Origin of the sequence: Streptomyces sp. NPDC096193 (assembly GCF_040302905.1) — a bacterium.
GTDB lineage: Bacteria > Actinomycetota > Actinomycetes > Streptomycetales > Streptomycetaceae > Streptomyces.
The window spans coordinates 1-25,774 of record NZ_JBEOSJ010000046.1 but is presented as its reverse complement, the minus strand read 5'-3'; the positions used below and the strand labels follow the sequence as shown (position 1 = coordinate 25,774).

Sequence of the window (25,774 nt, the reverse complement as noted above, 5' to 3'; positions counted from 1 at the left end):
GCCGGAACGGCGTGCCGGAAGCACGCGAAACCATGCACTTCCCCCCACAGGAAGAGAAACCACAGCGGCCCCCACGGCCACTGGAGCCGCACACGCTGTCACATCAGCTTCACGACCGGTATGGGTTTCCCACGATCCTTTCGAACATGCGGGCGAGTTTGCGACGACCTTGCGGGGAGGCTGCGGCTTCGAAGTTGCCGTACGGCAACAGTTATCGACTGGAGCCGGGCACGACGACGGGTTTGGAGACGGCTGGAAAGAATCGCTCTCGTGCTGAAGCGATGTGCCCAAAATGTGGCTGGGGAGCAATCGCAGCCCCACGACCATCCGCGGTCCGTGGCCCGCCAGTTGGGCGCGGGGGCGGCGGTTCGCCGCATCACCTTTCGCTTCTCCCGACGGATGGCGCGGGCTGCTTTGGTGGCCCCGTCTGTACGGCGACTGCCCGCGGGTGGCGGTGCCCTTCGCCCTGCACCGGCAAGCAGGCGGAAGCGAATGTGTGGCGCGACCTCGCCTGGTTCGTCGACAACGCGTCCCAGCACGGCCGGCTGGACATGGTCAACCCATCCTGGTGGGCCGACGACATCGAGGACCGCAGCGCATCAGGGCGTTCACCGTGGGGAACAACACGCGCGCATGCGCGGGGTGCCGAACGGCAAGCTGAATCCCGGTGCTGTACAAGTTCCGCACCTCTGCCTTCGACGGCAGTCTGTATGAGACGGCCTGGTCGCCGTGGACGGACTTCCGCATTGCGCCGTATGTGCAGTTCCCCGTGGAGCTGACGTCGTCGACGATCGACTCCGAGGCGCGGGCGATCACTGAGCTGAACCGGACCGATCCGTGGCCGGCGCTGCCAACGGTCGCCGCGGCGGGTGCGGTGCAGCGACAGGCGGCCAAGCCGCTTACCTGCGGCAGGGAAGACGCGAAGGGACGCAAACTGTGCATCGAGCTGTCCCCTTCCCACGGCGGAGTCCGAGAAGCGGGCGAAGGCGCGGGTTGGGGCGCTGCGCAAGGCGGAAGCCGCCACGGCCCGCAAGGCGGGTAAGCCTCCTGCCGCGGCGGTTGCGGCTGCCGCGGTCGCTCATGCCGTGGAGCTGGGTGACTGGTGCTGGGACGAGCCGGGCGGCAAGGACTACATCAACCGCACGGAAGTGTGCCCGAAGAACGTCGGGTCCGGGACGCTGGCGTTCGTCGACGCGGACGATGGGCGGATCGGTTTCGCCGAGTTCGACTTCGAGCAGCGGATCAAGGCGTACCCGAATAAGGGCGCGTCTGGGTCGGACTTCGCGGAGTTCGATCAGGCGATCGCCACCGTGCCGGTCTCGATCGACCAGGCGCTGAAGGGCGTCATGATGAAGTGGAACGTCGGGTCCACATGCGGCTCGTGTGTGACGTCGAACGTGAAATGGACGGACGGGCAGAACAACGACACCGGCCCGACCGCGTACAGGGACGCGGACGAGGGGGCAAGCACATCGGCGTCCGAATCGCCCGCAAGGGCATCGACTCCAGCGAACGATTAGGGCGCCGCAGATGGGTCATCGAGCGGACCATGTCCTGGCTGACCGGCTACCGCCGACTCAACCACCGCTACGAGAGGAAACCAGGCAACTACCTGGCCTTCCTCGGCCTCGCCGCCTCCCTCTGCTGCTACAAGAGGCTCCTCCGCCTCACCACGTAGGACACGGTCTAAGAAGGCGTTGTACGTCTCGGTGGGTGATGATGCAGGTGGCGAGGCCGAGGAAGGCTTTGTGGATTTCGTCGCGTCGTTCCCAGCGGACGCGGAGGCGTCGGAAGCCGTGAAGCCAGGTGATGGTGCGCTCGACGATCCAGCGATGCACTCCGAGGCCGGATCCGTGCGGGGCGCCGTGGCGGGTGATCACTGGTTTGCGGCGATCGCCCAACTTCCCGGCATCGTCTTGGCCATGACGCGTGATCCCCGTCCGGGTGCTGTCCTTCTCTCTCCCGGACAGCAGCCCTCACCAGCCCTTGGCCGAAGGATTGAGCACCATGGCACACGAAGTCCGCGGCCGGAAGTTCGTGATCCTGGCTGCCGACGGTGTCGAGCGCGAGCAGCCGCGTGGCGCCCTCCACGGAGACGCTGTCCGATCAGCGGGGTCGCAGGCGGCCAGGACCGACCCGAACCCGCGGCACGTTAGATCGGAGAACCACCCGCTTGACGGTCGCAGTCTGCACCAAGTCCGGGCCGGCACCTCCCAGTGAAGGAAGCGCAAGCGGTGTGGCTTTGGTCAGAACCTGCAGCAGAAATCCTGTCCAGCGGCAGCCCATCACTCGGCTAGCCCTACGCCGCAGGCCACCGCTCAAATGGCCCAGAGACACCTGCCCCACGAACGGCCGCCACGCGATCGTGGCGATCGGGTGAAGTGGCTGAGGCACCCGTAATCAGGCCAACTCCCCATTCGTTCCTGCCGTGCAGAACCCGTGAACCGCGCCCGTGTTGACAGCGCGGACCGCGTCACGCCGGACCATCACACGACAGGAGAGAAGTATGGCCATGCACTTGAGGCGCCACGTGGCGGCCCTCGGCACCGTTCTGGGTCTTGGTATCGCGCTGCCCTTCGCCGTCGGTGTCACCCCCGCATACGCGCAGGCCCAGATGGACATCACGAAGACCCACACGGGGAACTTCACTCGAGGTGGTGAGGGCGTCTACAGGATCACGGTAACCAACACCGGCGATGAGACCGGCCAGACCGAAATGACGGACGTCTTTCCGCAGGGGCTCACATTCGCCAACCTGATCTTCGTAGACACTCCCGTGGTCGTTAGCTGTAGCCTGGGGCAAGAGCAGATCAGGTGCAACGCCACCCTGCCCGCCGGCGAGAGCTACACGATCGACGTGATCCTCGACGTCGCCACCGACGCGCCCTGCAGTGTGACCAACAACGCCACCGTGAGTGACGTTGCCGGAGGCTCCTCGGACACCGCGAGCGACCCCACCACCATCCCCGGCCCCGACTGCAACGACGACGGAAACGGCGGAGGCGGCTCGATCCTCCCCATCAACCTCAACGGCGTCCTACCGATGTTCAACAACATCACCACCAACAACAACATCCACAGCCCTGGCGCCAGCAACGCCAGCGGCCAGGTCTTCGGACTGAACGCGCCCTGACGCCTTCCGGTTCCACCCGTGCCCGCCGAGCCGGCACGCGAGCGAGGAGGCTCTGAATGCCTAACTCATCAGGGCGATGCTCGGCGGGACAACGAGTGCCGGCACCCAGCCAGCCGGACAGCATCCAGCGTCCTTCGGCGGATCTGGTGACACGGGAAGGGCGCACGGGGTAGCCAGCGAGCCGGGCCCTGGCGCGGCGTCCGGCGCGAACTCCTACTCCGACATCGACGGGACCATCCCTGCGTGTGCGGGGAGCAGGCGGCCATAAACCACTTCAGCCACCTGTGGCAGGGACCATCCCCGCGGGTGCAGTAGACGGCCCCGAGTAGGGTTGCCCGCGCGGGACCGTCCTCACGCGTGCAAGGAGCATTCAGCTTTTCCGGTTCTAGGCCGGCCATGTCGGGATTCCCGCCCGGGCGGGGGCAGTTGAGGATGGGTCGGCATGATGGACGAGGCGGTCGATCTTCGCGGCTGCGACGGTGTCGTGGCCGAAGACCTCGCCCCAGCGTCCGAAGGGCTTGTTGCTGGTCACGATTTCCGAGACTCGTTCATAGCGATCCGAAATGAACTGGAGGAACAGGTTCGCGGGGACCGCGTGACCCGCATGTGCTCGTGACGCACACATGCGCCAGTGTGTTCTCAGGGACGCAGCCAAGCACTCTACCTCTCCCCCGGTTGCTCCTCCCTCACCTTCTTCTTCTCTCGCAGCTGCTGCCACCGCTGCCGCTGACGCTCGCCGTAGGCCGCGTTGCGGACGGTGCCGTCGTCTTCGAGTCCGGATCTCGAACGCACCCCCGACCATGCCCATGGAGCTGACGAACCAGGCGAGCGCGGCGTAGTCGTGGATCGTTGCGTCTTGCCCTACAACCTTGCCCAAGACCGAAGGGTTCAGGATCAGCATGGTGACGCCGAAGAGGACGAGAAACAGGACCAGATACAGGGAGAGCACACCGAAGGTGATCGTCACGCAGGTGACTGTGTTGTAGAGGCGGGAGAAGGGACGGGAGAGTGAATCGTGAGGGCGTTCCCAAAGCTCGTGATCGATGATGATCCATGCCGTGAGGGCGAGGAAGGACGCAACAAAGGCGCCGAACAGGCGTGGCACGTCCATGCCCGAGGAGATGATCCAGCCCGAGGTGTTGACCAGGCCGAAGGCGGCGGTGGCGAAGACACCGGCGAGTGCCCGGGAGAGGGTGGCAAAGAGCCGCCAGGGCCGGTTGGCCCGCACCATACCGGTGACGAGACTCAGATGGCCGCGCAGGCCGGGCACGATGAAGCGTTCCAGGCCATCCTCTCTGGTCCCCGAAGCTTCGAGCCGGCCGACTTCCTCCGGCGACGGAGCGAGATCGGCCCGTTCACGAGTGAGCCTGCCGACGACATCCGCGACGACACGGCGGGCGCGCCGTCGCATCCGCCAGGAACCGAGCGCGGGCAGGGACACCAACGCGATGCGCTCCGCCGGGCTCACCTCGACGCTGACCGGGCGCAGGCCGGCTCGTCGAGGCAGATCGGTGAGGAAGACTGCGGCCTCCCAGTCTCCTTCGGGGAGGAAGGGGCGTACGACGTCGACCGCGGAGGAGACGTCCAGTTGCTCGTCCGCGACCAAGGGTGCCGTGCGCGCCGTCACCCGCCAGTCGACGTACGCGCGGACCCGCCGCCTCAGCAGCCGCGGCAGCTTGTCGGCCAGTTCCTGGCCGATCTCCGACGCAACTCCGGGGTCGGGAACCAGCACGATCCGCACCACGCGCGCCGCAGTGGCAGGCAGGAAATCTGACACGGTCTCGTTCCGGTCGGGGTAGGCACGACGGCTTTCGGCCCGAGGTTCCGTTGTAACGCCCTCCTACGTGGCGGTCGAGCGCGACAGGCGCATTGGCGCCAGACGTCCCCCGTTCAGCCCGGCACGGGGTAAGCAGGCCGACGGAAGGAGGAAAGCGGCGAGCGTCGGGGCGGTTGACACTGCTCAACAACTTGCGACGAACGGATGCTGACGGATGTCCGGGGCGGGTGGAGGGCCGGCGTCGCCGTCGGCGCGATCAGCACGGCCTCATGTCCGCCTACGTGGCCCGCGCCACGACTGGTAAGCGGCAGTCTTCATCTCCTCGCCCGTGCCACTGCGCAGGTGCCGGCACGCCACACAGGACATGGTCTAAGGAAGCACTACTACCCTAGGACAGGGGATTACCTCCCTCAAGTCCCCGGTGGGCAGGGTGCGCCCGATAGGTCGTTGACGAACACGCCTTCGGGGTCAGCTGGTGACGTATTGCTCGCGGTACTCCTCGGTGGGGGCGATGGGCGTGATCACGTCGATCAGGACACCGTTGGGATCGGCCACGATGAAGTGTCTTTGCCCGAAGTCCTCGCTGCGCAATTCAAGGATGGGGTGCAGCCCCTCGCCGGTGATGAGCCGTTCCCAAACCGCGTCCACGTCCTCCACCTCGAAGTTGAGCAGCAGTCCCTGTGCGGGGACGCGGTGGCTTTTGGGAACCGTTGGGTGGCTGTAGTCGAGGAGGGCGAGCTCGTACCCGGGATCTCCCGGCTGGCGCAGGCTGACGTACCAGTCGGCCTCGAACGTGGTCTCGAACCCCAGCAACCGGGTGTAGAAGTCGTGGGACTCCCGCAGCTTGGCGGTGCCGATCACGGGATAGAAGCCGGTCAGTTTCATGCTTGGACCCCTTTCGCGTACCATCAGTATGCGAATGAAGCTATTTGCATACCGTCGGTATGTCAATGAGGAGTGCGATGGGCATCCGGGCAAAGCAGCGGGAGCAGACCAGGCAGGCGCTGCTGCGGGAGAGCAGGCGCCTGTTCGCAGGCAGCGGCTACGGCGCGGTGGGCCTTACGGAAATCGTCCAGGCAGCCGGGGTGACCAAGGGCGCGCTCTACCACCACTTCAACGGCAAGGCGGACCTCTTCCGCGCCGTCCTGGAGGAGATGCAGCAGGAAGTGGGCCGACGTGTGGCCGCGGCCGCCGACGCCTACGACGACCCCTGGACACAACTGAACGCCGGCTGCCAGGAGTTCCTCGCCGCGACCACCGATCCGGACATCCAACGCGTCATGCTGGTCGACGGGCCTGCCGTGCTGGGATGGAGTCAATGGCGGGCGATGGACGAAGCCACCTCGGCCCGCCACCTCGCCGACGCGTTGTCCTCCCTCATCGACGCAAGGATCATCGCCCCGCAGCCAGTCGCACCACTGGTCCATCTGCTCTCCGGGGCAATGAACGAGGCGGCCCTGTGGCTCGCCTCCTCCACCCACCCCGAGGACCTGGGCGACACCAAAGCCGCGCTGACGCAACTGCTGCAGGCCCTGCGAACCGGGTGACTTGATGACTACGGCGGGGCGCTCCGCCGGCTCCGTTGCTGCCGCCGCGACAGGAACGTCGGCACCGGTTCCCCGCGTTGGCAAGCATCACCTGACCGACCACTCCGAGATGTTCCGCCTCGTACGCGGCACCGGCCACATCCTCGACGTGCTCGACTTCCTGCACCGCGATCAGGTGGCGCTGCGCATCCACCACGGCGCGTTCGTCGCGATGGACCTCACCGCCCGTCACCCGCGCACCGACGAGCTGTCGGTCCCCTCGACATGCCGGGCAAGGTCGCCGACTTCGCCGACGGCTTCGATTCGCTCTACCCGAAGTACAAGGGCGGCCAGCCCAGGACGTTCACGCTGCCCGAGCGCCGGGAGATCAAGAAGATCGCCAAGTCCAAGCCGGCCGAGCACGGCCTGCCGTTTTCGACCTGGAGCCTGGCCAAACTGGCCGACTTCCTGGTCGCCGAGGGGTGGTCGACGACATCAGCCACGAGGGCCTTCGGGTCCTGCTTCGGCGAGGAGGGCGTGTCCTTTCAACGCATAAAGACCTGGAAGACCTCCCGCGACCCGGACTACGCCGCCAAGGAGGCCCGTGTCGAGCACCTCTACGCGATCGCTTGGTTGAACCGCATCGAGGCCCAGTTCACCGCCCTGCGCTACTTCGCGCTGGACAGCACCGACCACGCCAGCCACAAGAGCAGGGCAGCATGATCCGCCGCTACATCATCTGGCGGAACAAGCACGCCGCCGACGAAGGCCTCCGCGAGGTAGTCAACAGGGCGAACGTTGCCTGATGCGGCACTAGCCCTGGCGCTCGTACTTCACGACTGCTTGAGCCAAGTGCTGTTCCAGCCCTCAAGCAGGTTGGGGTTGTTTCACCAGACATGCCCACCATCGCTGCGATCACGCAACAGCGCTGCTTGGAGACTGCGCGGTACCGGGCCTCGTCCGTGGCCCCGGTACGTCGCATGCCCCTCCGTCACCCGCTTCGCCTGTACGAATGTGTCGCTTCCGTACGGGCGCGCAGAGCCTGTCGCGAGGGGCGATGACCTTCTTGCAAGCTCTTCGCCGGCCGGCGGCCGCTGACAGCTCGTGACGGCCGCTGAGCCTGCGTCACAGGTGGCGCGCGCCTTGGCCGACCGGTCCAAAGAGTGCTAGGCGTAGAGCATGCAGCTTCACGATGTTTCCGATGTGCCGCAGATCCTGAGTCGCCAGCGCCGAGGCCAGACGTGGGTCATCGCGCTCGGCGGTGACCTCACCGCGGAGACCTTGCAACCGGTCCGCTCGGTATGTCAGGAGGCCGCGCGGGATGGAAAAGCACTGGTGGTCGATGCCAAAGCTGTCGCCTCGGCCGACCGGAGCGTCCTGGACCTGCTGATGAGGTTGCAGGATGAGACTGTGCTGGTTCTGGCGGCGCCCTCAGCCTCCGTACAGGCGATGCTTGAGGGGACAGACCACCCAGTGCCGGTGTTGTCGTCGGCGTCCCTGGGCGAAGCTCTGGACGTCGTCGGCGCCTGACTGCCCGCGGCAGCCAGGGACGGCTCCAGAAGGTCATCGTGTCTGCGTCGCGGATGCCGGCGCCCATGTTCCGTTCCACCATCGTCAGCGCCGCGTCGGCGAGGTCCGCGTGGATGTAGGCCACCGCGTCAACGGGGATCGCCACCCGCCCGGGTACTTGCTCAGCTCGCGGGGGATGCGGACGGGGAGTACGTCGCGGATCTGCCCGACCATTATTCATCGGGCCTTGCGGCACGGGGACGGTCCCGGCGGCCGGAGCGGTCACGGGCGCCAAGGACCTGCATCACACAGCGATGAACGACCGTGACCGGGCGGTGTCAGTCCACTTCACGGCGCGTTCCAGTCAGCAGCCCCGCTCGAGTCGTGCCGAGACTGTGCGCTTACGGTGCATGGAGGGGCCTCGGTGGGGGTACTCCGGGTATTCAAGCTGAACGGAGAAACATGGACGACGTCGCCGCTCCCGGCAGGGAGGGTACGCCCCTGCCGGGGCATGAGGCGCGTTGTGGCGCCCTGCTCGAGGAAACGCTGGAAAAGCTGCGAACGTCCGCCGTCATGATCGATGACGACGGCCTCGTCGTCGCGACGAACAGCGCAGCCCAGAGCCTGTTGGGTCGAAAGGCCTCGGAACTCCTTGGTCAGGACTTCCACGACCTGCTGCACCGGGACAGATACGGGCACCCGGTACCGCGCACTCGCTGCCGGATAAGGAAGGCCCTCCTCACGGGAGACACCAGGCATGGCGACGCCGATTGGTTCGCCTGTGGGGACGGCACCCTCGTCGAGTTGTCCTGGCTGGTCACGCCTTACGCGTCCGGCGCGGGCGTGACAGGTGCGTCAGGTGCCCTGGTGATGCTGTACGAGCCGGAACAGCCAGAAATAGACCCCGGTGATGCCGAGCACTCCGCGCCGCTGACGGAACTGGACCGCCTGGCCCTGTTGGCAGAGACGACCACACAGCTCACGTCCACTCTGGACGTGGACGTGGCGCTGCACCGACTGGCCGCCCTCACCGTGCCGCGGCTCGCGGATTGGGCCGTGTTCGATCTGCTCACCGAACGTGACGAAGTACGACGTGTTCTCGTGATGGAGCACAAGGACGGCGTGCTCGCCGGGCGGGATGACCTGCAAGGCCCGATGCCTCCCGTGCCGGCAGAGTCGCTGATGCCGCTGTCACGGGCGCTGCGCGGCGCTGCCTCCTCCATCGCCGGGCCCTCCACCTACCAGGGCCCGCCCGATTCGGGCATCGCGGTCGAGCAGCAGCGCCTGTTCAATGTCACGGGCATGCACTCCGCTGCCATCGCACCCATCCGGGGGCTCCGTGACGTACTGGGCGCCCTGACCCTGGGCCGCTCCCGGCGTCCCGAGGCCTTCGTCCCAGGCGACCTGCCGCTGCTCGAGGACCTCACCCGCCGGGCGGGCCTGGCGCTGGACAACGCCCGCCTGTACCAGCGCCAGCGCAAGGTCGCCGAGACGATGCAACGCCACCTGCTTCCCCAGGTGCCCGTCGTCCCCGGACTGGAGATGACAGCGCGCTACGTACCCGCTCCGGACGCCTCGTCCGTGGGCGGCGACTGGTACGACGCCTTCCCTCTGTCCGCCCCGGCGCACGCACTGTCCGCCCCGGCGCACGCACTGGCCATCGGCGATGTCGTCGGCCACGATCTCGAGGCCGCAGCCGGCATGGCGCAGGTCCGCAACATGCTGCGCGCATTCGCCTGGTCCAACCCCGATGCCGCGCCCAGCGCCGTCGTCGCACGGCTCGACGAGGCTGTGCTGCACACAGCCGAGGTGCCGATGGCGACCATGATCCTCGCCACGCTCACTCTGGGCGAGGACAGTCTGTGGCGCGTGCGGTGGACGAACGCCGGCCATCCGCCGCCGCTGCTCATCACCCATGACGGTCAGACTCGCTACCTCGAGGAAGGCCGCGGCATGCTGCTGGGCACGGGGGTGACCCTGCCTCGCCTTGACGCCGTCACTGTTCTGCCGCCTCGGGCCACGCTCCTGCTCTACACCGATGGACTGGTGGAGTCGCCGCAGCACGTGATTGATCATGGCCTGGACAGGCTGCGCCGACACGCAGCCTCCCTGGCACACCGCCCTCTGAGCTCCTTCTGCGACTCGCTGCTGGACCAGGTCCGCCCCAGCGACAACGACGACGACGTTGCCGTGATCGCCCTGCGCACGCCCCCTATCCCATGACCCAGCCGATCAGCGCACGAGCTACATCGCCTGGGCAGTTCGGGAGGCCGAGGTCTTCCTGCGCTCGGCAGAAAGGCGCGTTGGTGGAGCAGCCGTCCTCGTCGCCAACCGCTCCGTTGCGCAACTGCAGAAGCAGCAGGGACGAGGACGCTGTCGGTCTCTACCTCCGACGCCCGCGATCAACCCCAGGGCAAGTGAAGCGGCGAAGAGGCCGAGGAACAGCGATTCTGATGCATCGCAGCCGAAGTCGTTCCTGTGGTTCATGAGCAGCCTCTTGGCGGGCGAGCCGGTTTCGCCGCCGCTTGACTTCCGCGAGGCGTTCGCCGGCCTACAAGCTCGCGAGTTGCCGTCGTTCGTGAGGCAGGGCATCTAGGGGCTGACTTGTGCTTTGGCCGTCCGTGCTATTGCGCCCGTGTCGAGGGTGATCATTCCGTCTCCGGATCGTCGGCTTCTTCGAGGAGACGGGCCGCGAGGCCGTCGGCCCACTCCACAGCCCACGAGCGGAGAGATGGTGGCGTCATTGAGCCCGTAGGCGGCGAAGGCGTCGTCGTCGGTCCATTCGGCACCCGTGAGGTTCGACTGCAGATCCTCGCGCTCGAAGCGGCCGCGGGCATGACGGCGACCGAACTCTTCGAGCTCGGCATTGGCCCAGCGGCGGGAGGCTGCGAACACGTCGATCAGGTCGCGAGGCGCTCCGCGGTCGGCGAGAGCGCGGACCTTGGTCCCGATCACGTCCTCCTCCGCGAGGACGGGCCCGTAGGGGCTGCGGCGATCGGCCGCCAGAAGATCTCCTTGAGGACGTCGACTTAGCATTCCTGCGCGGTGGCCGGGTCGGTCACGGGAAGCGGGCCGACAGCGGCGCAGTCTCCAGCGCGTGCACCGTCCATCCGCGGGCTCCCAGGCCGGCGCTGAACGTGGCGGCAATGGCGGCCATGGGCGCAGGCGACCCGCTCCGAACCGAACCGGTCGAAGATCCGCCGATACACCTCGAGCCGGCGGGCCGACTCCACATCGATGTGGATGTCCGGCAACGACGCCCGCCGCCCAGGCAGGAAGCGCTCGAAGAGCAGCGAATGAGCAAGCGGATTCGCCCTGGCGATGTAGACGCAGAGATTGACCATCGACCCGGCTCCCGAACCCCGTGCGGCAACCCGGATGCCCATCTCCCGCACATCGGTAGGTCCGCAACTGGAATATCCCGTTCCGTCGTGACGACTGTATGTTCCCGCACTGTCTCATTCGGTTGGCCCGGCATTGCGTCGCGCGATCTTGGCCCTAATGTCGTGGTGCCACCCAACGGGATCGTCTCCCAGGTGATCGTCTTCTCGATGTCGTTGGCCACCACGTCGACCAGCGCGACTGCGTCGACGCGGAGCGGCGCATGGCTGGGGCGGACTCGGCGTACGCGTCGATGGATCTGGTGGTAGTCGAGCTCGGACTTCGGCGGTGGCGTACGACTCCGTCAGGTGCAAAACACCGTCTCGTACGTGGTGGCCGCAGCGCCGAGCACGATCTCGAAGGCCCGTGTGGCGGCGGTCCGCAGCTCGTTCAGCGACTCATCGGGCCCGAGATCAAAAATGAGCCCACGGCTTGGCACAAAGGAAAGCCATGAGCGGATGCCGCTGACAGCTGCCGACGTAGTCGGCCGATTCGGTTGCGGATCAACTCCCGATACGACGAAGTGCGTGCAATCAGGCGCCCGCGTGGACGTGTGCGGCCCACACCGACGGCAGGTTCGGATACTTCATCCTCAGCTGCCTGACCGTGCGATGGACCGCCGCCGACACGCACAACGCACCGGATCGAGCCGCGATCAACTCGCCGTAGATCTGCTGACTGAAGGCTGGTGCCACGGAGTCGTCGACTCGCCAGAGCGTGCCGACTACCTGGGAGAACCCGGCTATTTGAAAGGCCGCCAACGGGTGGATCGCCTCGTCGGACAGGCGCGCGGTGGTGCGGGCCGTGTCGCAGGCCGACAAGAACGCGAACTCAGCGTTCCGCAGGCGCAGGCGGGAAAGGTCCAGCACCCGAAACGGCGCGCGATCGTGGTCGTGCAGCGCGAGGTGGCTGTCCGAAGGGTTGTCCGGGTCGCTGTAACCGTGGCAGGCGAAGTGCACCCAGCCACTGGCCGGCAAGGCGTCGAGAACGGCGTCACGAGTCGCGTCCGCGCCGACCAGGACCGTGGCGCCGGGTATGAGAGCGGCCAGGTGGTCGGCTTCGGCCTGTGCGCCAGGCAGGTCCGGGGCGTCCGGAGTGTGCGGCATCGCGACGACCAGCAGCCGCGGCTCGTTCCGGTCGTCGCAGCAGCCCGCGCGGGCGTGGCCAAGAGCGCGGATCGTCGGCGTCGTCGAGGAGACGACGCGGTCGAGGAGCACAGGTCCGCCGTTGCGGTGGTGGCCCGCCGCGTGTAGGGGGAGCAGGCTGAGCGACCCGACCGGGGCCCACCAGATCCTTGGCCACGGACCGTCCGCCGCCGGTTCCGCCGTCAGCCCCAGTTCGCCGAGCACAGGGCCCACGATCGTGTCCCACAGCCACTCGAGCGTGTCATGGATTGCCTGCTCGGCAGCCAGCCGTCCCTCCGTGAACGCAGTGTGCAGAGCGCGTACGCGGTGACTCACGGTCTCTTCGCTCAGCCGGTGCAGCGCATGTGACCGGACCCCGTCCGGAGTGATGATCAGCGCGTCACACCGGTGCCGGCTGACGTTGACGTACACGATCGGGCCCTCGTGTGCCTGCGCGGTGAGGTCGGTGAGCAGAGGGGGCAGTAGGAACCGTTCCATCCCGGGTAGCGCGCGGATCCGGTCGGTCACCGCGTCGAGCTCGTCGGCGAGGGCCACACGGTCGCTCGTGGTGTCGGTTTCGAACTCCGCGGTGAGCGTCCGGAAGCGCTCGGCCAGGTCGGGTGCCCGTTCATGCAAGTCGGAAAGATCACCGCGGCTGTCGAGTGCTTGGGCGGCGAGCACGCAGCGCCCGGATTCGAGCAGGGTCACCGCGCTCACCTCGTCGCCGGCGGCCAGCGCGCACGCGGCCGCGTCGGCGGCGACCCCGGCGAACCGGCCGAGCCAGTACTGGGCGTCCTCGCGGCCCAGGTGGCGCCCGGCGAGCCGGGGCAGCAGCCGGATCGCAGCGGCGTACCCCTCGGCGGCCACGTCGAACTGCCCGGCATCGGCGGCCAGATCACCCCACCGGTCCGCCGCTTCCGCCCGGCTCTCCGCCGGCGATCCGGCAGACGCCGCGGCCTCCCGGTAGCAGCCGAGTGCCTCGGTCAGCGCGTCGCCGTCGCCGCGGTGTCGGAAGCCGAGCGCTAGGACGTTGGCGATGCGGGTCAGTAAATCTGCCCGGGAGTAGGCGTCCTGCTCGGGCCTCCGCGCCGCACTCCGGGCCAGGCCGACCGCCTCGGCGAGGACCTGCGGATCCGGCGGCTCCCGTCGCGCGACGGCGGGTGCGACGGGGTTCGTGCACCAGTCGCCGAGCGCGGCGGCCAGGCTTGCGGTGTACCGGGGCCAGTGCGGGCTGTCCTCCGGAGTCGCGGCCACGGACGCGCGATGCGCGGCGATCGCGTCCCGCAACGCGTCCCGGTTGCCGAACTTCTGGTACGCCATCTCCAGTACACCACCGAGATTGGCCAGCCGCGCTGCCCGGCCCGGCTCGTCGTCCGCCGTCACATCCGCGGCCACGCGGTGCGCGTCGATCGCCTTGTCGAGCACGCTTGCCTCGCCCGTCCTGGTGAACCAGTCGGACAGCATGGTGCCAAGGTTGGAGAGCCGCTGGGCCTGCCCGGCGACCAGGCTCGCGCCGAGGCGGACGGACTCCCGGGCACGGTCGACCGCCTCCGACAACACCTGCAGCTCGCCGGTCACACGAAACCGGTTGTGCAGCATGACGGCGAGGATGCCGAGCGAACGCGGGTGGTCACCTTGCCCGGCCGTGGCCTCAGTGGCACGGCGAGCGACGTCGATCGCGTCCATGACGTGGGCCAAGTCTCCGGTCGCATGGAACAAAGCGTTCAAATTGACGGCGAGGTTGCCCATGAACTGGACCCGCAGCGGATGACCCGCCGACGTGCACGCGACCGCCTCCCGCTCGATGATGACGGCCTCCGCGAGTGCGGCGTGGTCCCCGAACGCTTCACCCCGGGTGGCCAGCGCCGTGGCTAAGTGGTCCAGGCGCACGCCCCGACGGGGGTGCCCGGCGGGGGTCGCCGCCGCCGCCGAACGCCCGAGCTCGATCGCCCGCTCGAGCAGGGCCGAGTCCCGGCTCTGCTCGAACTCGGCGGCGTACCGGCCGCATACTTCAGCTTCGGTGTCGGCGCGTTCCCAGTCACGGTTCCATTTCGGGCGCTCGCCAGTGAGCGCGGCCCAGTCTCGTTCCGTGGTCGTCAGCTCGACGAGGTTCTGCGAGTGCTGCGGATCGGTGACCGGGGTGTGGGCCACCAGCGTCTGCCGGACCCGGAGCAGTTCGGCCAGATCATCCCGCTCTCCGCGAGCCCGGTAGCGGTCGTCGAGAAGGTACGCGAGGTTCTTCAACCTGTCGCGCACGTCGGACGACCCCGCCGGCGTGAGCTCCACTGCTCGCCGCGCGGCGTCGACGGCTTCCTCCATGACACCGGTCTCCCCGGTGTCATGGGACCAGTCGCGCAGGACGACGGCGAGGAAGTGCAGACTACTGGCGGTGGACACGTCATCGGGGGAGCACTCGACGGCGGTCCGCGCGTGTTCTACGGCTTCCGCCAGGGGGGCGAGGTCCTTCGTCACGGTGAACGACGTCCGCAGCGCGACAACGAGGTTACCCAGGTAGAACGCCTTGTTCGTAGACGGTTCCTCGTCGATGGCCGTCCGGCTCCAGTCCAGCGCGTCGGCCAGGGTTCCGCGGTCCTGGTTCTGCCGGAACGCGGTGTGCAGCATCATGCCGATGTTGTTGGCGTAGTCGGCCGAGTCCTCCGGGCTTTCGTACGCAAGGAGGTAAGCCTCCGTGACTTTGCGGATGGCTTCCTGCAGGAACTCGAAGTCACCGGTCTGGTGGTAGCGGGTCTGCAGCAGGCCCCCGAGATTGGACAGGACCGAGCGGCGCTCGGCCACGTCCTCGGCGGCCAGCAGGGCATGGCCGAGGTCGATCGCCTTCTCGACCGACGCGGGGTCCGCGCTGTGCCGGGCAACGTGGAACGCCTCCCAGAACCGCTCGGCCAGGCCGTTCGCGGGCCCGCCACCCACGCGTCAGTCCTCGTTGCCGTTCGAGGTGCCGGCCGGGCCGCCGGGCGCGTCGTCCGGCTCGGCGACCGCGCGTTTCGGGGTGTAGCCGCGTTCCGCGGCCTCCTGTAGCAGCGCCGCCTCTTCGGGCGAGAGCTCGGGTTCGTGCGAGTGCTCTTGTTCGTGCGCCATTATCGCTCTTCCCCCGGCACGGCCGCCGGTTCTCCGGTTTCGACGAACTCCAGCACGTCGAAGTCTTCCGCCCGCAACCGCAGGCCCGCCGTCCCGCGCACGCGTGCGCCGAACGCCCCGTCGGCACCCATCACCCGCGCCGATTCGAGGTACAGCTCGGCCGGGTGGGGGTACGAGGACGCGTACGACCGGTTGCCGTACCAGCCGCCCGCCCAGTTGCCGTCCTTGAGCCGCACACGCACGAAGCACGGTTCGCGGTCGCGGAACGCGTGGTCCCAGGCGCTGGGCGTGCGCAGGAACCGAGCCTTGCGCCGCTGCCGATCCACCAGGGAAACGGTGACCGCCGCCACGGCCGGCACGACGAGGAACAGCACCACGGCGACGAAGCCGACCACTCGCGGCCGCTCCACGAAGCCGTCCCAGCTGCCGCCGGTGCCTAGAGCCAGGCGAACCAGCGCCGGCCCCGCCACCACGGCGTACAGGGCGTCCAGGGCGATCGACGCGACGATCGCCCGCAGCACCCGCTCACCCAGATCACGCTCACCGGGCACCGGCCCACGGCGGCGTTCTCGGACGAACTGATAGGTGACCCCGGGCAGCACCAGAAGGACGAGCAGAGCGAGCTGCACGACGGTCGCAGGCGCCTGCACTCACCACCCCCATGTCTCACGGGCTCCGTTCAATCAGGCTACTGGCTTGCGTCTCCGCGGTCGGCAGAACATCCCCTTCCGCGGTTATTGGGAGGCAGCGGCTGGGACATCTACGTCCCTAACATGCCAGAGACCACGTGTGGGCCGTCTCACCTGGGGTTCTTCGCAGGACGGTTGAGAGAGAGCGTGATGTGCAGCAACCGATGTTCGACTGGGGTGACGGGGGATCCGGCGTCCAGGGGGTCTGGTTCGAGTCCGAGACCAGCTGGGCGAGGGCATCGTGGCGCGGGTCGTCCCAGTCCACCTCGACGTACCGGTCGAGCACAGGGTTCCGGAGTCCCAAGCCGCCTTTTTCTGCCCGAAGTTGAAGGCTCGCATAGGTCGGAATCATAGACAGTGTCATGCGTGGGTGAGCGGACGTTGATCAGGGCATGGGGCGGGGAACGTGGAGCTGGATCGTAACGGCCGGGTTGTGAGAGATAGTCAAGCCGTTGATCCCTCCGTCGCGGGTGCGTCCGCAGGGCGGCGGAACGCAGGACACGGCTGATGAGACGCTGTTCGCGGCCATCCATCTACGTCCTCGTGGTCGCTGCTACTTCAAGCCTCAGCGCCTCCGGGCGGACAAAGCCTACGGCCGCTCCGACCGGCGTAGATGTCTTCGATCTTGCGACGCGGTGTAAGCCTCCCCGGCGCTCGTCCGGGCGCGGCGCGCTGATTCGTCCCGTACGAGACGAGGCGCAACCTCGGCGGCAAGCACCCCGGTCAACGTCTGCGAGAGAGCGATCTTGCCGTCGAGCAGCCAGACAGCCACCGTGCGGGGGCGCATGATCGGGCCGATATAGCCGACGACAACAGCGTCGACCGTCTCCGCGTGTCACTGGCGAAGAGGCAGTATTCGATATTCGATTCATGCACTATTCGCGCAGCGGTTCGAGGCGATGGTGCGCACAGCCCGCCATATCGCCGATGCGGGAGCTACTGGCGAGCCTTCCTAGGCCACGCTGGCCAGCTGTGCGTGGTAGCGAGCGCTTCCATGGTGACAGCGCAATATTGGACCCTGGAGCTCCGGACGGCAGGAAGAAGACGCTGATGAACAAGGTACCGATCCTCACCACCAGGCTGAACGTCACAGCAGTTCGCCCACTCTTCCCTGTCCCGGCGTGCAGGCCACTGACAAGGCACTACGGCACTGTCCTGGTGGACGTCGAAAGCCGCACGGGACGCCGACCTGCTCGACTCGGCCGATTCAGTTGGTAGTGGGACGCGACCGCTGGCTGGCCTGTGTAGTTGGGGCCGGCCGCGGAGTCGGCGCTGAGATGACCGAAAGGAAGTTCGAGGTCGCGCGTGCCCCGCAGGACGAGCAGGTGCTGGCGGGAGTGGTACGCGAATTCAAAGAGAGTCTTCGAATTGTGGTGAGGCGTCGACCCGGTTCAGGATCCGAGGTGCTGGCCGAGATCATTCTCGCGAACAGCCCTGGCTGGTATCGATCCTGTCCGGTGGGCTACGTTGTGTGGCGATGACTACCGGGACGGCATTGCGCCACACACGGATTGGTGACCCGGCGCTCCTCTGAGCGCCGTACGGGCCGGTGCTGGCCCGCTGTTGGGTCGAGGATCTGGCGCTGCGGCGCGGGCTCCGCCTCCTGTCGTGTTGATCACAGCTCGACACGTCAACCACGACAGGAGAGATCGTGCCCACCAACACGTTGCACATTCCCACCGCGGACGGCCAGGCCGACGCTTTTGCCGCCTTCCCCGACGGTGGCGAGCAGCACCCAGGAGTGCTGATGTACGCGGACGGATTCGGCATCCGGCCCGTGCTGCGGGAGATGGCCCGCGAGCTGGCCGGGCACGGGTACTTCGTGCTCGTCCCCAACCTTTTCTACCGGCACGGCCCGGCACCGGTGATCGAACTTCCCGAGTACATCGGAGAAGAGGTTCGGCCCGCGGTCTTCGCCCAGCTGATGCCCTTGATCGAGGGGCACACCGCCGAACGTGTCCTGCGCGATGCTGACGCCTACCTCAGGTTCCTCACCACCCAGCCCGAGGTCGGCGCCGGACCGGTCGCGGTGACCGGCTACTGCATAGGCGGCCTCCTGGCGCTGCGCACCGCCGCGGCCCACCCCGGCCAGGTGGCGGCCGTCGCCGCATTCCACGGTCCCGTGGGCGCCGACGGACCCGACAGCCTCGCCAAGCTGACCGCCCAGGTCCACCTCGGCCACGCCGAAGGCGACATGACGCCCGAGACCCTCGGCGAGCTCAACCAGACCCTGGACGCCGCAGGTGTCAGCTACACCTCCGAGATCTACCCCGGCACAATCCACGGCTTCACCATGTCCGACACCGACGCTTTCAACCCCGCCGCACTGCAGCGCCACTGGGACCGCCTGCTGCCCCTCCTCGACCGTGCCCTGGCCAACAGTTGAGGCTCCATTTCGGAAACCAAATCTGACGGTGGGCCATCACGCCCTTGCCCTCGGCGAACAGCGCGCCGCCGCCGACCACGGCCGCGCTTGCCGGGTGCCGGGCGTCGGCGTCAAGGAGGTTGCCTTGGACGAAGGAGAGGACGGTGCATTCGGGCCGGGCGTCGGAGAGCAGCGGGCGGATGCGGGACCAGGCGCCGTCGGCGCCGACCAGCAGGTGGCAGGTGACAGCCTCGCCGTCGGCGAAGGTGACTTCGTGCCGGCCGTCGCCGAGAGGGCGGGCACCGGTGGCCCCAGCGGACGGTGCCCTCGGGGAGAGAGTGCAGCCGTCGGTTGTGGAAGGCATGCCTGTCGACGGCGGCGTAGACGGGCATCATCAGCATTCGTTTCAATATGAGCTGGTGGGGCGCTGGGTGTCGGGGTGAGCCGTTACGAGTGGTCACCGGCAGGTAGATGACCGTCCCACCGCGGTCTGTGCGTCGGCTGCGGCGAGCACTGTGTCAGCCAGTTCTGCGGCGGACTGTCCGGCACCTGCGTCGATGCGATCCATGCCCTGCTCGTCGATGGCATCGATCATGAGTGTCTGGTAGCGCTCAGTGCGGGCCAGGAACTTGTCCATCAGGGCCTGTTCCTCACCTGTGGCTGCTTCATAGCAGCCCGCGGTGTGAACGCGGGCGTGTACTACGGAGTCGTCGGTGGTGAGCCATACGGCGGTCGTGCGCGGGACCCGCAGCCTTGCGACGCGGACGGGCCATAGTGCCGACCCCTCCAGGACCAGGCCCGTCCTGCTGCGGTTCTCGGTCGCGTGGGCCGTGATCAGCTCTTCGATGCGGGGCCACAGCCTCTCGTAGTGGTCGAGAACGGACGTGATCAGTTCGTCCACCGTGAGTGATTCGTAGTGCTTGGCGACGTGTGCCGGCACCTCCCCATCGGGGGTTCTCCAGGGCCGGCCGGGGTGCCGGGCCAGCCCGTCAGTGCTCAGGCACTCGAACCCGAGGATTTCCGCCACCACTTGGGCGACGGTCGACTTCCCGACGTTCGACGTCCCGCCGATCAGAACCACCCGTACATCACGCACGTCAACGACCCTACTGATCCTTCCGTGACCCGGCTTGCAGTCGGCGGAGACAAATGATGCAGCATGTACCAGTTTCGGGATCACTGGGGCTCGGTTCCCGCCGGCCGAGGCCAGCACCATCATCGCGCGCCGGTATCGCACCGAACTGGTGCTGCCCCGGCGCACGATCTTCTGTATCTTCCGCCCTCCTGGTCGGTCAACCTGCGCACATGAACAGGCTCAGCCACCACAACTCCAGCAGTCGGACGGACTTCGCCACACGTCCAACCTCTCCACCCGCCAACCCGGTGAACCTTCGCGGTCACGGCACTAGATATACGGGCCGTGGCTCGGCCGGCCGAGGTCAGTAGAGCCCGCGATCCAGGAGCCCTGGCCAAAGACCTCGTAGCCGTCGAAGGCCGTAGGGTCGATCTCCTCAGCTCCTTGACCCGCCGATTCAGCTCGGCGAAAGCCCGCTCGTCCTACTTCTCGGGGCCGTCCGGCTCGCTGAAATGCTCTGAGGCGGTGACGCGGCTGCCGTATCGGTGAACGACGTCGAGCCAGACGTCGACACCCGAGTTGGCGAACAACGTCGCCCCGTCGGGCATGACGGAGAAGACAGTCCCGGTCTCCGGCTCCGCCGAACGATGACCGCTCGGCCCGCTCATCGGGTCGGCCTGCTCGGTGAGGCGGTATAGAGGGCCGCGAGAGTGAGCAGGACTACGGCGGACGGCAAGGGCCGTCGTGCTGGAGCCGGACAACCAGGCTCGTGACCACTCCGTCCATCCAACGGCACTGTCACCCTCGGCGGCAGCCCGGTCGGTGAGGTGAACTGGCGGGTGCCTGACGCCGTTCGACGGCAGTGCGTTGGGTGTCCGGTCTTCGTGTGGGCAGCGTTGACGGCACGCTGACCCACAAGCAATCGCTCGCAACGGCCCCCCGGACCGGGTTTCGGGACATGTCTCGCCGGCGGGGGACTCCGACACTGTCGGAGTCCCCCGCCGGCGGCCAAGAGGTCGGCGGAATCTACGGCGGACCGCCGTAAGCCTGCTCGGCCTCCTGGTAACGCTCCACCAAGAGCGGGTCCATCAGGGTGGACCCTGGTCCGAAGAACTTGCCGAACCGTTCCCGGTACTGCTGGAACCAGTGCGGTCGCTCGGACAGGAAGAAGACGTCGTGCAGGGCGATGGCGCGGATGGCGAGCAGGGGCAAGGGTGCCTTGCTCACCGCGAAGCTGGGATTGCGTGCGGCCGTCACCTCGCAGTTCTCGTGGAACTGGCCGATCATGAGCCCCTGTGCCACGAAGGCGTCCTTCACTCGGATATGGGCCTGGTCGAGCAGTCCGGTGTCCTCGCTGCGCAGATCGGGAAGTGCGACCACCATGGCCCGCAGCATGGGATTGCGGCCCTGCCAGGTCGTCAGCTCGTACTCTCGGAGGGTGCTGCGGGCGATCTCCTCGATCAGCTCTAGGGTCGGAGCGTGGCCGGTCAAACGCAGGCGGATCTCCATCGTCCGGTTCTTGCGTGAGGGTGCCACGAAGGGACAGATGGGCCCCGTGCGGCCGATCTCCGGGTGGCTCGCTGAGATGTACTCGGTCAGCCATGCCTCGACCGTCTTCAGCGCGGACGCGAAGTCGACCAGGGATGCCGCGGACGTCATGACGCACCGATCAGTTCGGCGACGCGGTCGACGGCGATGCGTGCGAGCCGCTGGATCTCCGACTCGTCCGGGACACGAGCGTTGACGAAGGTGAGAATGTCGTCCTTCGCGACGATCACCCAGGCGGTCTCGATGCGGAAGTGGTCGACGGTGGACAGCCACCGCACCAGAAAGCCGCCGTCTCCCAGCTCGACGGGCCCCAGGTCCACCCTCGAGATGTCGAGCTGCACGCCGTCGTTGAGTTCCATCCGGTACTGCGCGCAGCCGTGCACCGCGTCGAAGAGCTCCTGGTAGATCTGCCGGCAGGTGCCGTGGCCGAACTGTGCGACATGGTGGAACACCACGGATCCCACGACGTTCGTGAACAGCGCGGAGGCGTGGTGCAACGTCTCGGGATGCGTGCCGTGCGTGAGCATGTTGGTCAGATCGACGATGGTCCGCCCCGACTCGTCGCCGGAGACGAAGACGGGATCGTAGGCGGCGCTCGGCTCCTCGCCGTAGAACGACTCCTCGAGGTCCTCCTCCCGTAACAGCAGCTGCTGGAATGCGGCGTCGTCCATCGAGGTCTCCTATCGGCGCACGAGGCTCAGCGGGCGCATGTCGGTCCAGTGCTCCTCGACGTAGGCGAGGCAGGTCTGGCGGTCGCTCTGGCCGAGCGCGACCGTCCAGCCCGCGGGCACCTCGGCGAACGAGGGCCACAGCGAGTGCTGGCCCTCGCCGTTGACGAGCACCAGGAAGGTGCCGTCGGGGTTCTCGAAGGGGTTGCTCATCATCGCTCCCTGCGCAATGCGGTCGGATGGGGGGCAGGTGTGCCGGTCAGTGTTCCTGCGCGACCCTGGTCACGTAGCTGTGGATGCCGTCGATCGAGGTGAACTGCGCCATGTCGTCGAACTGCGGCTCGATGACCATGCCGTGCCGCTCCTCGAGGACGTGCTGAAGGACCACCAGGGTGAAGGAGTCGATCACCAGCTCGGCGTCGTCCGTCAGTTCTTCGGGTGGCCCGAGTCCCGCATTTTCAGTCAATATCGCCCTGAGGTCGTCTTTCGAGATCATCGGTCCCCCTGTGCCCGCGAGGGCGATTCAGACAGGACGCGTCCGTGCATCAGCGCACGGTCGCGGATTAGCTTCCCCATCGAGTTCCGCGGCAGCAGTCGCGTGACGTGGAACCGCTTGGGGACCTTGACGGGGCTCAGCCGCTCCCGGCACCAGACCGTCAGCTCGTCCGCGCCGACGGCGGGGTCGGCGCCCACGAACGCCTCGATGACCTCTCCGTTTGTCACGACGGCCTCCGTCACCCGGTCGTGGGCCAGGAGGACGTTCTCCACTTCCGTGAGGTCGACCTTCAGTCCGCCGATCACGGCCAGCGAGTCGGCCCGGCCGAGCATGCTGAGCACCCCGGTCGCGGGGTCCTGCCGGACCCGGTCGTAGGTCCGCAGCCAGCCGTCCGTATAGCGGTCCGCGTGCTCGCCGTACAGATACGGCGAGTGGTCCATCCGCACATACAGCTCCTCGTCGACGACCTTGACTTCGGCCCCCGGCACCGGGAGCCCCAGCTGCGGAGGGACGGACGTGCCGGACAGGTCACCCGCGATCAGTCCGATCTCGGTCAGTCCGTAGACCGGGCTGATCGGCAGGCCGAAGCGTGCACGGAATTTCTCGTACGTCTCCTGCGGCACCCTCTCGCCGCCGGACACCGCGAGGCGCAGTGCGGGCAGTTGGGGCCGGTCGGCGACGCGGGAAAGCAACTCGTAGTGGACGGGCGTTCCGTAGACGGCTGTCGTCCCGGTGTCCGCCATGAGCCGTACGACCTCGGCCGGGCGCAGCGTCGGCGGGATGATCAGCGTCGCGCCGGACGCGAGGGCGTGCAGCACGCCGCTGACCAGGCCCATGTTGTGCATGACCGAGTTCAGCAGCATCATCCGGTCGTCCGCGCCGGGGATTCCGGGGAGGGCGGCGTGCCGGTCGATTTCAGCCAGCACGGAATCGGCGGGTCGGCCGATCACCTTGGGCCGGCCGGTCGAGCCCGAGCTGAACTGCACCAGTCGTATGCCGTGGACGGCGGTCCGGCCGTCCGGAAGCGGCCGGACCGTGAAGTCCGACTCCTGACGGAATCCCGCCACCGGCCCTCGGGCGCCGGTCGCGGCGACGAGGTACTGCGGACGCACCAGCTGGACAAGCGGTTCGTACTCAGCCGGTTTCAGCCGGAAGTCGACCAGGACCACCTGCGCCCCACGGCTCCACAGGGCCAACAGCACCTGAAAATAAGTGAAACTCGGCGTCATCCTCAGGAGAATCGAGCTGCCTTCGCCGATTCCCTGGTTCCGGAAATTCTCCTCAAACTCGGCCACCGCACTGCGTAACTGTCCCCGGGTGACCGAAGCGCTCGAAACGGCCCACGGGTCGTCGTCCGCGCCGCGGTTCAGCAGATGACTCACCCACTGCGTTTTTGCCATACGGGTTTCCTTTTGTGAAACAGCCTCGGGAAACATGCGATCGGCATTTATGGACAGTGAAGCTAACACTGCCGAGAAACGGCGGGCAAGAGCCCGTCGATCAAGGCGAACCGCCCTGCGAGCGACGCGCGGGTCCCGACGCCGGCCGCCGCACCGGCAGGGCGCCGCCCGCGGGAAAGTACTCCGTCCGCCGTGTGGCGAGCATCGGCCACGCCCCGCCACAAGCGCGGGCAGCAGGCGTTCACCAGCCGAATCAGGAGAAGTTGGCCGCCACGCTGCATCGACCGGCACCGCGGCAGATGCCGGGCGTGCGCGCGGGTCCCGCCGGGTTGTCCCGCGTGTCCCGCCGGCGGGACACGGCCCGGACATGCATCTGGCATAGCCGATTGATCTCCTTGACCCTCCGGAACTCCCAGGGTTAGGTTTCCCCTGTCGCGTTTCCGGGCGGTTACGTCCGGCTCCTGTACACACACGGGGATCCACGTCGCTCCGACAGAGCGGAGTTCGCCGTTTCACTTCTGCGCGATCGAATTAACGACGCGTTTTCCAGGACATAGTGAGTTTTTCATTCCTGCCTCTCCGGCCGTCCGCGCGGGGGAATTCTCGGAGGTGGAGACTTGTCCGTCAGTGCCGGCACCACGCTGCCCCTCACTGCTGCACAACGCGAAATATGGATCGCCGAGCAGCGACTGGGGAGAGGGAATCGCGTTTTCCGAGTGGGGGAGTACCTGGAGATCCAGGGAGGTGTGGACCCGCAGCTGTTCGCGCAAGCCCTGAGACTCGTCGTCGCCGAGGCGGAGGCGCTGCACGTCCGCTTCGTCGAGGAACCTGGCGAGGTCCGGCAAGCCCTCCAGGAGCCTGCCGACTGGCCGTTCGCGGTCACCGACCTGAGCGCGGAGCCGGACCCCGAACAGGCCGCCCGCGACTGGATGGACACCGCGGTCGCCCGGCCCATGAACCTGACCGAGGACCCGCTGTTCGAGTACGCGCTCCTGAAGCTGAGCGCCGACCGCTTCTGGTGGTACCAGGGCTACCACCACGCCGTGATGGACGCCTTCGGGTCCTTGCTGATCGCACGCCGGGTCGCCGACGTCTACACCGCAGTCGCCGGAGGCGGCCCGGTGGGAGCGAGCCCATTCGGCACGCTGTCCGACCTGATCACGGCCGAACAGGCTTACCAGGCATCGGAGCAATTCGCTCAGGACAGGGCGTACTGGACGGAGCGCTTCACGGACCGTCCGCAGCCTGCCGGAATTGTCGGCACGCCTTCGACCACGCCGGAGCGCTATCTCCGGCACACCACCGCATTGGAGCCGGCGGAACAGACGGCGCTGCGCGACGCGGCCCGCCGGGCACGCGCCCCCTGGTCGCACCTGGTCATCGCCGCCGCGGCCCTCCACGTCCACCGGACGACCGGCTCGGCCACCGTCGTCCTGGGCCTGCCGGTGCCGGCCCGCCTCACCCAGGTGGAGCGCCGCACCCCCGGCACGGCCGCCAACGTCCTACCGCTCCGGCTCACGCTACGACCGGAGCTGACGCTCGGCGAACTCTTCACCCAGATCGGCAAGCGCGTGCGTGAACTGGGCGGTCACCAGCGGTACCGGGCCGAGGACATCCAGCGCGACATCGCACTGCCCGGCCGCCTGGGGACGTGGTACGCACCGGTCGTCAACGTCATGTCCTTCGACTACGCGATCACCTTCGCCGGACTGCCGACCACCGCGCACAACCTCTCCTCCGGCCTGGTGGGCGACCTCACCCTCGCCGTGTGGGACCGACGCGACGGCGCCGGGCCGGCCGTCGACGTGAACGCCCACCCCGAACTGTGCACGCACGACGAACTGGCCGTTCACCACCGGCGCCTGCGCACGGCTCTGCGAGCCGTCACGGCAACGGATCCTTCTCGGCCGATCGGGCGGATTGATCTGCTCTCTGCGGAGGAGCGGGCGGCTGTGCTGGCGGTGCCTGGTGCTGTTGTGCCGTCGCG

The 25,774-nt window shown here is 67.6% G+C and carries 22 protein-coding genes and 7 pseudogenes; 12 read left to right on the top strand and 17 right to left on the bottom strand.

Features of this window, described 5'->3' with window-relative positions; translation table 11 throughout:
• Nucleotides 1-667: 667 nt before the first annotated feature.
• From ABTX78_RS35105 to ABTX78_RS35095, 3 genes and pseudogenes are all read left to right on the top strand, one after another.
• Entirely contained in the window at nt 668-1,042 is a 375-nt protein-coding gene (locus ABTX78_RS35105; protein WP_352210814.1) for a hypothetical protein, read from the top strand.
• A 43-nt stretch (nt 1,043-1,085) separates the two neighbouring features.
• Nucleotides 1,086-1,520 carry a hypothetical protein gene (locus ABTX78_RS35100; protein ID WP_352210816.1) on the top strand — a complete coding sequence of 145 codons (435 nt, stop codon included), beginning with the start codon at nt 1,086-1,088 and terminating at the stop codon, nt 1,518-1,520.
• Nucleotides 1,463-1,678: pseudogene (locus tag ABTX78_RS35095) on the top strand (transposase); the annotation flags it as partial. The gene ABTX78_RS35100 and the pseudogene ABTX78_RS35095, both read left to right, overlap by 58 nt.
• Here ABTX78_RS35095 and ABTX78_RS35090 read toward each other — a convergent pair.
• Entirely contained in the window at nt 1,668-1,934 is a 267-nt protein-coding gene (locus ABTX78_RS35090) for a transposase (RefSeq protein WP_502994061.1), read from the bottom strand. The pseudogene ABTX78_RS35095 and the gene ABTX78_RS35090 overlap by 11 nt on opposite strands.
• A gap of 572 nt (nt 1,935-2,506) precedes the next feature.
• Here ABTX78_RS35090 and ABTX78_RS35085 point away from each other — a divergent pair.
• Entirely contained in the window at nt 2,507-3,133 is a 627-nt protein-coding gene (locus ABTX78_RS35085; protein ID WP_352210813.1) for a COG1361 family protein, read from the top strand.
• Nucleotides 3,134-3,518: 385 nt separating this feature from the next.
• Here the strand turns inward: ABTX78_RS35085 and ABTX78_RS35080 are convergent, their stop codons facing one another.
• Together ABTX78_RS35080 and ABTX78_RS35075 are read right to left on the bottom strand one after the other, a co-directional pair.
• Entirely contained in the window at nt 3,519-4,910 is a 1,392-nt protein-coding gene (locus ABTX78_RS35080) for an ATP-binding protein (protein WP_352210812.1), read from the bottom strand.
• Between the two features lie 468 nt (nt 4,911-5,378).
• The gene (locus ABTX78_RS35075) at nt 5,379-5,795 is read right to left on the bottom strand and encodes a VOC family protein (protein ID WP_352210811.1); all 417 of its coding nucleotides are present in this window, start codon (nt 5,793-5,795) and stop codon (nt 5,379-5,381) included.
• Nucleotides 5,796-5,872: 77 nt separating this feature from the next.
• Between ABTX78_RS35075 and ABTX78_RS35070 the strand changes: the two genes are divergently transcribed.
• The 4 genes and pseudogenes from ABTX78_RS35070 to ABTX78_RS35050 all read left to right on the top strand — a co-directional run bounded on the left by ABTX78_RS35070 (nt 5,873) and on the right by ABTX78_RS35050 (nt 10,168).
• Complete coding sequence (locus ABTX78_RS35070) at nt 5,873-6,457, top strand: TetR/AcrR family transcriptional regulator (RefSeq protein ID WP_502994059.1); 585 nt, start codon at nt 5,873-5,875, stop codon at nt 6,455-6,457.
• 264 nt (nt 6,458-6,721) lie between these two features.
• A pseudogene (locus tag ABTX78_RS35065) lies at nt 6,722-7,242 on the top strand (helix-turn-helix domain-containing protein).
• A gap of 373 nt (nt 7,243-7,615) precedes the next feature.
• On the top strand, nt 7,616-7,966 hold the full coding sequence (locus ABTX78_RS35060) for an STAS domain-containing protein (RefSeq protein ID WP_352210809.1): 351 nt from the start codon (nt 7,616-7,618) through the stop codon (nt 7,964-7,966).
• A 441-nt stretch (nt 7,967-8,407) separates the two neighbouring features.
• Nucleotides 8,408-10,168 (top strand): SpoIIE family protein phosphatase, encoded by a 1,761-nt coding sequence (locus ABTX78_RS35050; RefSeq protein ID WP_352210808.1) that lies wholly within the window; start codon nt 8,408-8,410, stop codon nt 10,166-10,168.
• Nucleotides 10,169-10,593: 425 nt separating this feature from the next.
• On the opposite strand, the pseudogene ABTX78_RS35045 reads toward ABTX78_RS35050, so the two are convergent.
• From ABTX78_RS35045 to ABTX78_RS35025, 5 genes and pseudogenes are all read right to left on the bottom strand, one after another.
• Nucleotides 10,594-11,126, bottom strand: a pseudogene (locus ABTX78_RS35045) (nucleotidyl transferase AbiEii/AbiGii toxin family protein); the annotation flags it as partial.
• A pseudogene (locus ABTX78_RS35040) lies at nt 11,110-11,343 on the bottom strand (hypothetical protein); the annotation flags it as partial. The pseudogenes ABTX78_RS35040 and ABTX78_RS35045, both read right to left, overlap by 17 nt.
• Before the next feature lie 516 nt (nt 11,344-11,859).
• Nucleotides 11,860-15,378: a CHAT domain-containing protein gene (locus ABTX78_RS35035; RefSeq protein WP_352210807.1), complete on the bottom strand. Its 3,519-nt coding sequence runs from the start codon at nt 15,376-15,378 to the stop codon at nt 11,860-11,862.
• 3 nt (nt 15,379-15,381) lie between these two features.
• Nucleotides 15,382-15,546 carry a hypothetical protein gene (locus ABTX78_RS35030; RefSeq protein WP_352210806.1) on the bottom strand — a complete coding sequence of 55 codons (165 nt, stop codon included), beginning with the start codon at nt 15,544-15,546 and terminating at the stop codon, nt 15,382-15,384.
• Nucleotides 15,546-16,196 carry a DUF6338 family protein gene (locus tag ABTX78_RS35025; RefSeq protein WP_352210805.1) on the bottom strand — a complete coding sequence of 217 codons (651 nt, stop codon included), beginning with the start codon at nt 16,194-16,196 and terminating at the stop codon, nt 15,546-15,548. The genes ABTX78_RS35030 and ABTX78_RS35025 overlap by 1 nt, the downstream gene beginning before the upstream one ends.
• Before the next feature lie 431 nt (nt 16,197-16,627).
• Here ABTX78_RS35025 and ABTX78_RS35020 point away from each other — a divergent pair.
• The 3 genes and pseudogenes from ABTX78_RS35020 to ABTX78_RS35010 form a co-directional block, all read left to right on the top strand.
• Nucleotides 16,628-16,765: pseudogene (locus ABTX78_RS35020) on the top strand (IS5/IS1182 family transposase); the annotation flags it as partial.
• A gap of 747 nt (nt 16,766-17,512) precedes the next feature.
• Nucleotides 17,513-17,716 (top strand): hypothetical protein, encoded by a 204-nt coding sequence (locus tag ABTX78_RS35015; protein WP_352210804.1) that lies wholly within the window; start codon nt 17,513-17,515, stop codon nt 17,714-17,716.
• Between the two features lie 170 nt (nt 17,717-17,886).
• Entirely contained in the window at nt 17,887-18,621 is a 735-nt protein-coding gene (locus ABTX78_RS35010) for a dienelactone hydrolase family protein (RefSeq protein ID WP_352210803.1), read from the top strand.
• A 22-nt stretch (nt 18,622-18,643) separates the two neighbouring features.
• On the opposite strand, the pseudogene ABTX78_RS35005 reads toward ABTX78_RS35010, so the two are convergent.
• From ABTX78_RS35005 to ABTX78_RS34965, 9 genes and pseudogenes are all read right to left on the bottom strand, one after another.
• Nucleotides 18,644-18,971 (bottom strand): annotated as a pseudogene (locus tag ABTX78_RS35005) (FAD-dependent monooxygenase); the annotation flags it as partial.
• Nucleotides 18,972-19,057: 86 nt separating this feature from the next.
• Nucleotides 19,058-19,696: a hypothetical protein gene (locus tag ABTX78_RS35000; RefSeq protein ID WP_352210815.1), complete on the bottom strand. Its 639-nt coding sequence runs from the start codon at nt 19,694-19,696 to the stop codon at nt 19,058-19,060.
• Nucleotides 19,697-19,756: 60 nt separating this feature from the next.
• A pseudogene (locus ABTX78_RS34995) lies at nt 19,757-19,923 on the bottom strand (IS630 family transposase); the annotation flags it as partial.
• Nucleotides 19,924-20,157: 234 nt separating this feature from the next.
• Entirely contained in the window at nt 20,158-20,343 is a 186-nt protein-coding gene (locus ABTX78_RS34990; RefSeq protein ID WP_352210802.1) for a hypothetical protein, read from the bottom strand.
• Between the two features lie 358 nt (nt 20,344-20,701).
• On the bottom strand, nt 20,702-21,334 hold the full coding sequence (locus ABTX78_RS34985; protein ID WP_352210801.1) for a DUF6875 domain-containing protein: 633 nt from the start codon (nt 21,332-21,334) through the stop codon (nt 20,702-20,704).
• The gene (locus tag ABTX78_RS34980) at nt 21,331-21,894 is read right to left on the bottom strand and encodes a hypothetical protein (RefSeq protein ID WP_352210800.1); all 564 of its coding nucleotides are present in this window, start codon (nt 21,892-21,894) and stop codon (nt 21,331-21,333) included. Before ABTX78_RS34980 ends, ABTX78_RS34985 begins: the two co-directional genes overlap by 4 nt.
• Nucleotides 21,895-21,903: 9 nt before the next feature.
• Nucleotides 21,904-22,104 carry an MbtH family protein gene (locus ABTX78_RS34975; RefSeq protein ID WP_352210799.1) on the bottom strand — a complete coding sequence of 67 codons (201 nt, stop codon included), beginning with the start codon at nt 22,102-22,104 and terminating at the stop codon, nt 21,904-21,906.
• A gap of 46 nt (nt 22,105-22,150) precedes the next feature.
• A complete protein-coding gene (locus ABTX78_RS34970; protein WP_352210798.1) occupies nt 22,151-22,387 on the bottom strand; it encodes an acyl carrier protein in 237 nt (78 codons plus the stop codon).
• Nucleotides 22,384-23,787 carry a class I adenylate-forming enzyme family protein gene (locus ABTX78_RS34965; protein ID WP_352210797.1) on the bottom strand — a complete coding sequence of 468 codons (1,404 nt, stop codon included), beginning with the start codon at nt 23,785-23,787 and terminating at the stop codon, nt 22,384-22,386. Before ABTX78_RS34965 ends, ABTX78_RS34970 begins: the two co-directional genes overlap by 4 nt.
• A 617-nt stretch (nt 23,788-24,404) precedes the next feature.
• On the opposite strand from ABTX78_RS34965, the gene ABTX78_RS34960 reads away from it, so the two are divergent.
• The coding region (locus ABTX78_RS34960) for a condensation domain-containing protein (RefSeq protein WP_352210796.1) at nt 24,405-25,774 on the top strand (1,370 nt) is incomplete at its 3' end.

Coding starts and splice junctions, on each gene's coding strand:
- ABTX78_RS34965 (WP_352210797.1), bottom strand. CDS start 23,787: ATGGCAAAAACGCAGTGGGTGAGTCATCTGCTGAACCGCGGCGCGGAC.
- ABTX78_RS34990 (WP_352210802.1), bottom strand. CDS start 20,343: ATGAGCGGGCCGAGCGGTCATCGTTCGGCGGAGCCGGAGACCGGGACT.
- ABTX78_RS34970 (WP_352210798.1), bottom strand. CDS start 22,387: ATGATCTCGAAAGACGACCTCAGGGCGATATTGACTGAAAATGCGGGA.
- ABTX78_RS34980 (WP_352210800.1), bottom strand. CDS start 21,894: ATGGACGACGCCGCATTCCAGCAGCTGCTGTTACGGGAGGAGGACCTC.
- ABTX78_RS35085 (WP_352210813.1), top strand. CDS start 2,507: ATGGCCATGCACTTGAGGCGCCACGTGGCGGCCCTCGGCACCGTTCTG.
- ABTX78_RS34985 (WP_352210801.1), bottom strand. CDS start 21,334: ATGACGTCCGCGGCATCCCTGGTCGACTTCGCGTCCGCGCTGAAGACG.
- ABTX78_RS35070 (WP_502994059.1), top strand. CDS start 5,873: ATGGGCATCCGGGCAAAGCAGCGGGAGCAGACCAGGCAGGCGCTGCTG.
- ABTX78_RS35075 (WP_352210811.1), bottom strand. CDS start 5,795: ATGAAACTGACCGGCTTCTATCCCGTGATCGGCACCGCCAAGCTGCGG.
- ABTX78_RS35015 (WP_352210804.1), top strand. CDS start 17,513: ATGACCGAAAGGAAGTTCGAGGTCGCGCGTGCCCCGCAGGACGAGCAG.
- ABTX78_RS34975 (WP_352210799.1), bottom strand. CDS start 22,104: ATGAGCAACCCCTTCGAGAACCCCGACGGCACCTTCCTGGTGCTCGTC.
- ABTX78_RS35060 (WP_352210809.1), top strand. CDS start 7,616: ATGCAGCTTCACGATGTTTCCGATGTGCCGCAGATCCTGAGTCGCCAG.
- ABTX78_RS35030 (WP_352210806.1), bottom strand. CDS start 15,546: ATGGCGCACGAACAAGAGCACTCGCACGAACCCGAGCTCTCGCCCGAA.
- ABTX78_RS35050 (WP_352210808.1), top strand. CDS start 8,408: ATGGACGACGTCGCCGCTCCCGGCAGGGAGGGTACGCCCCTGCCGGGG.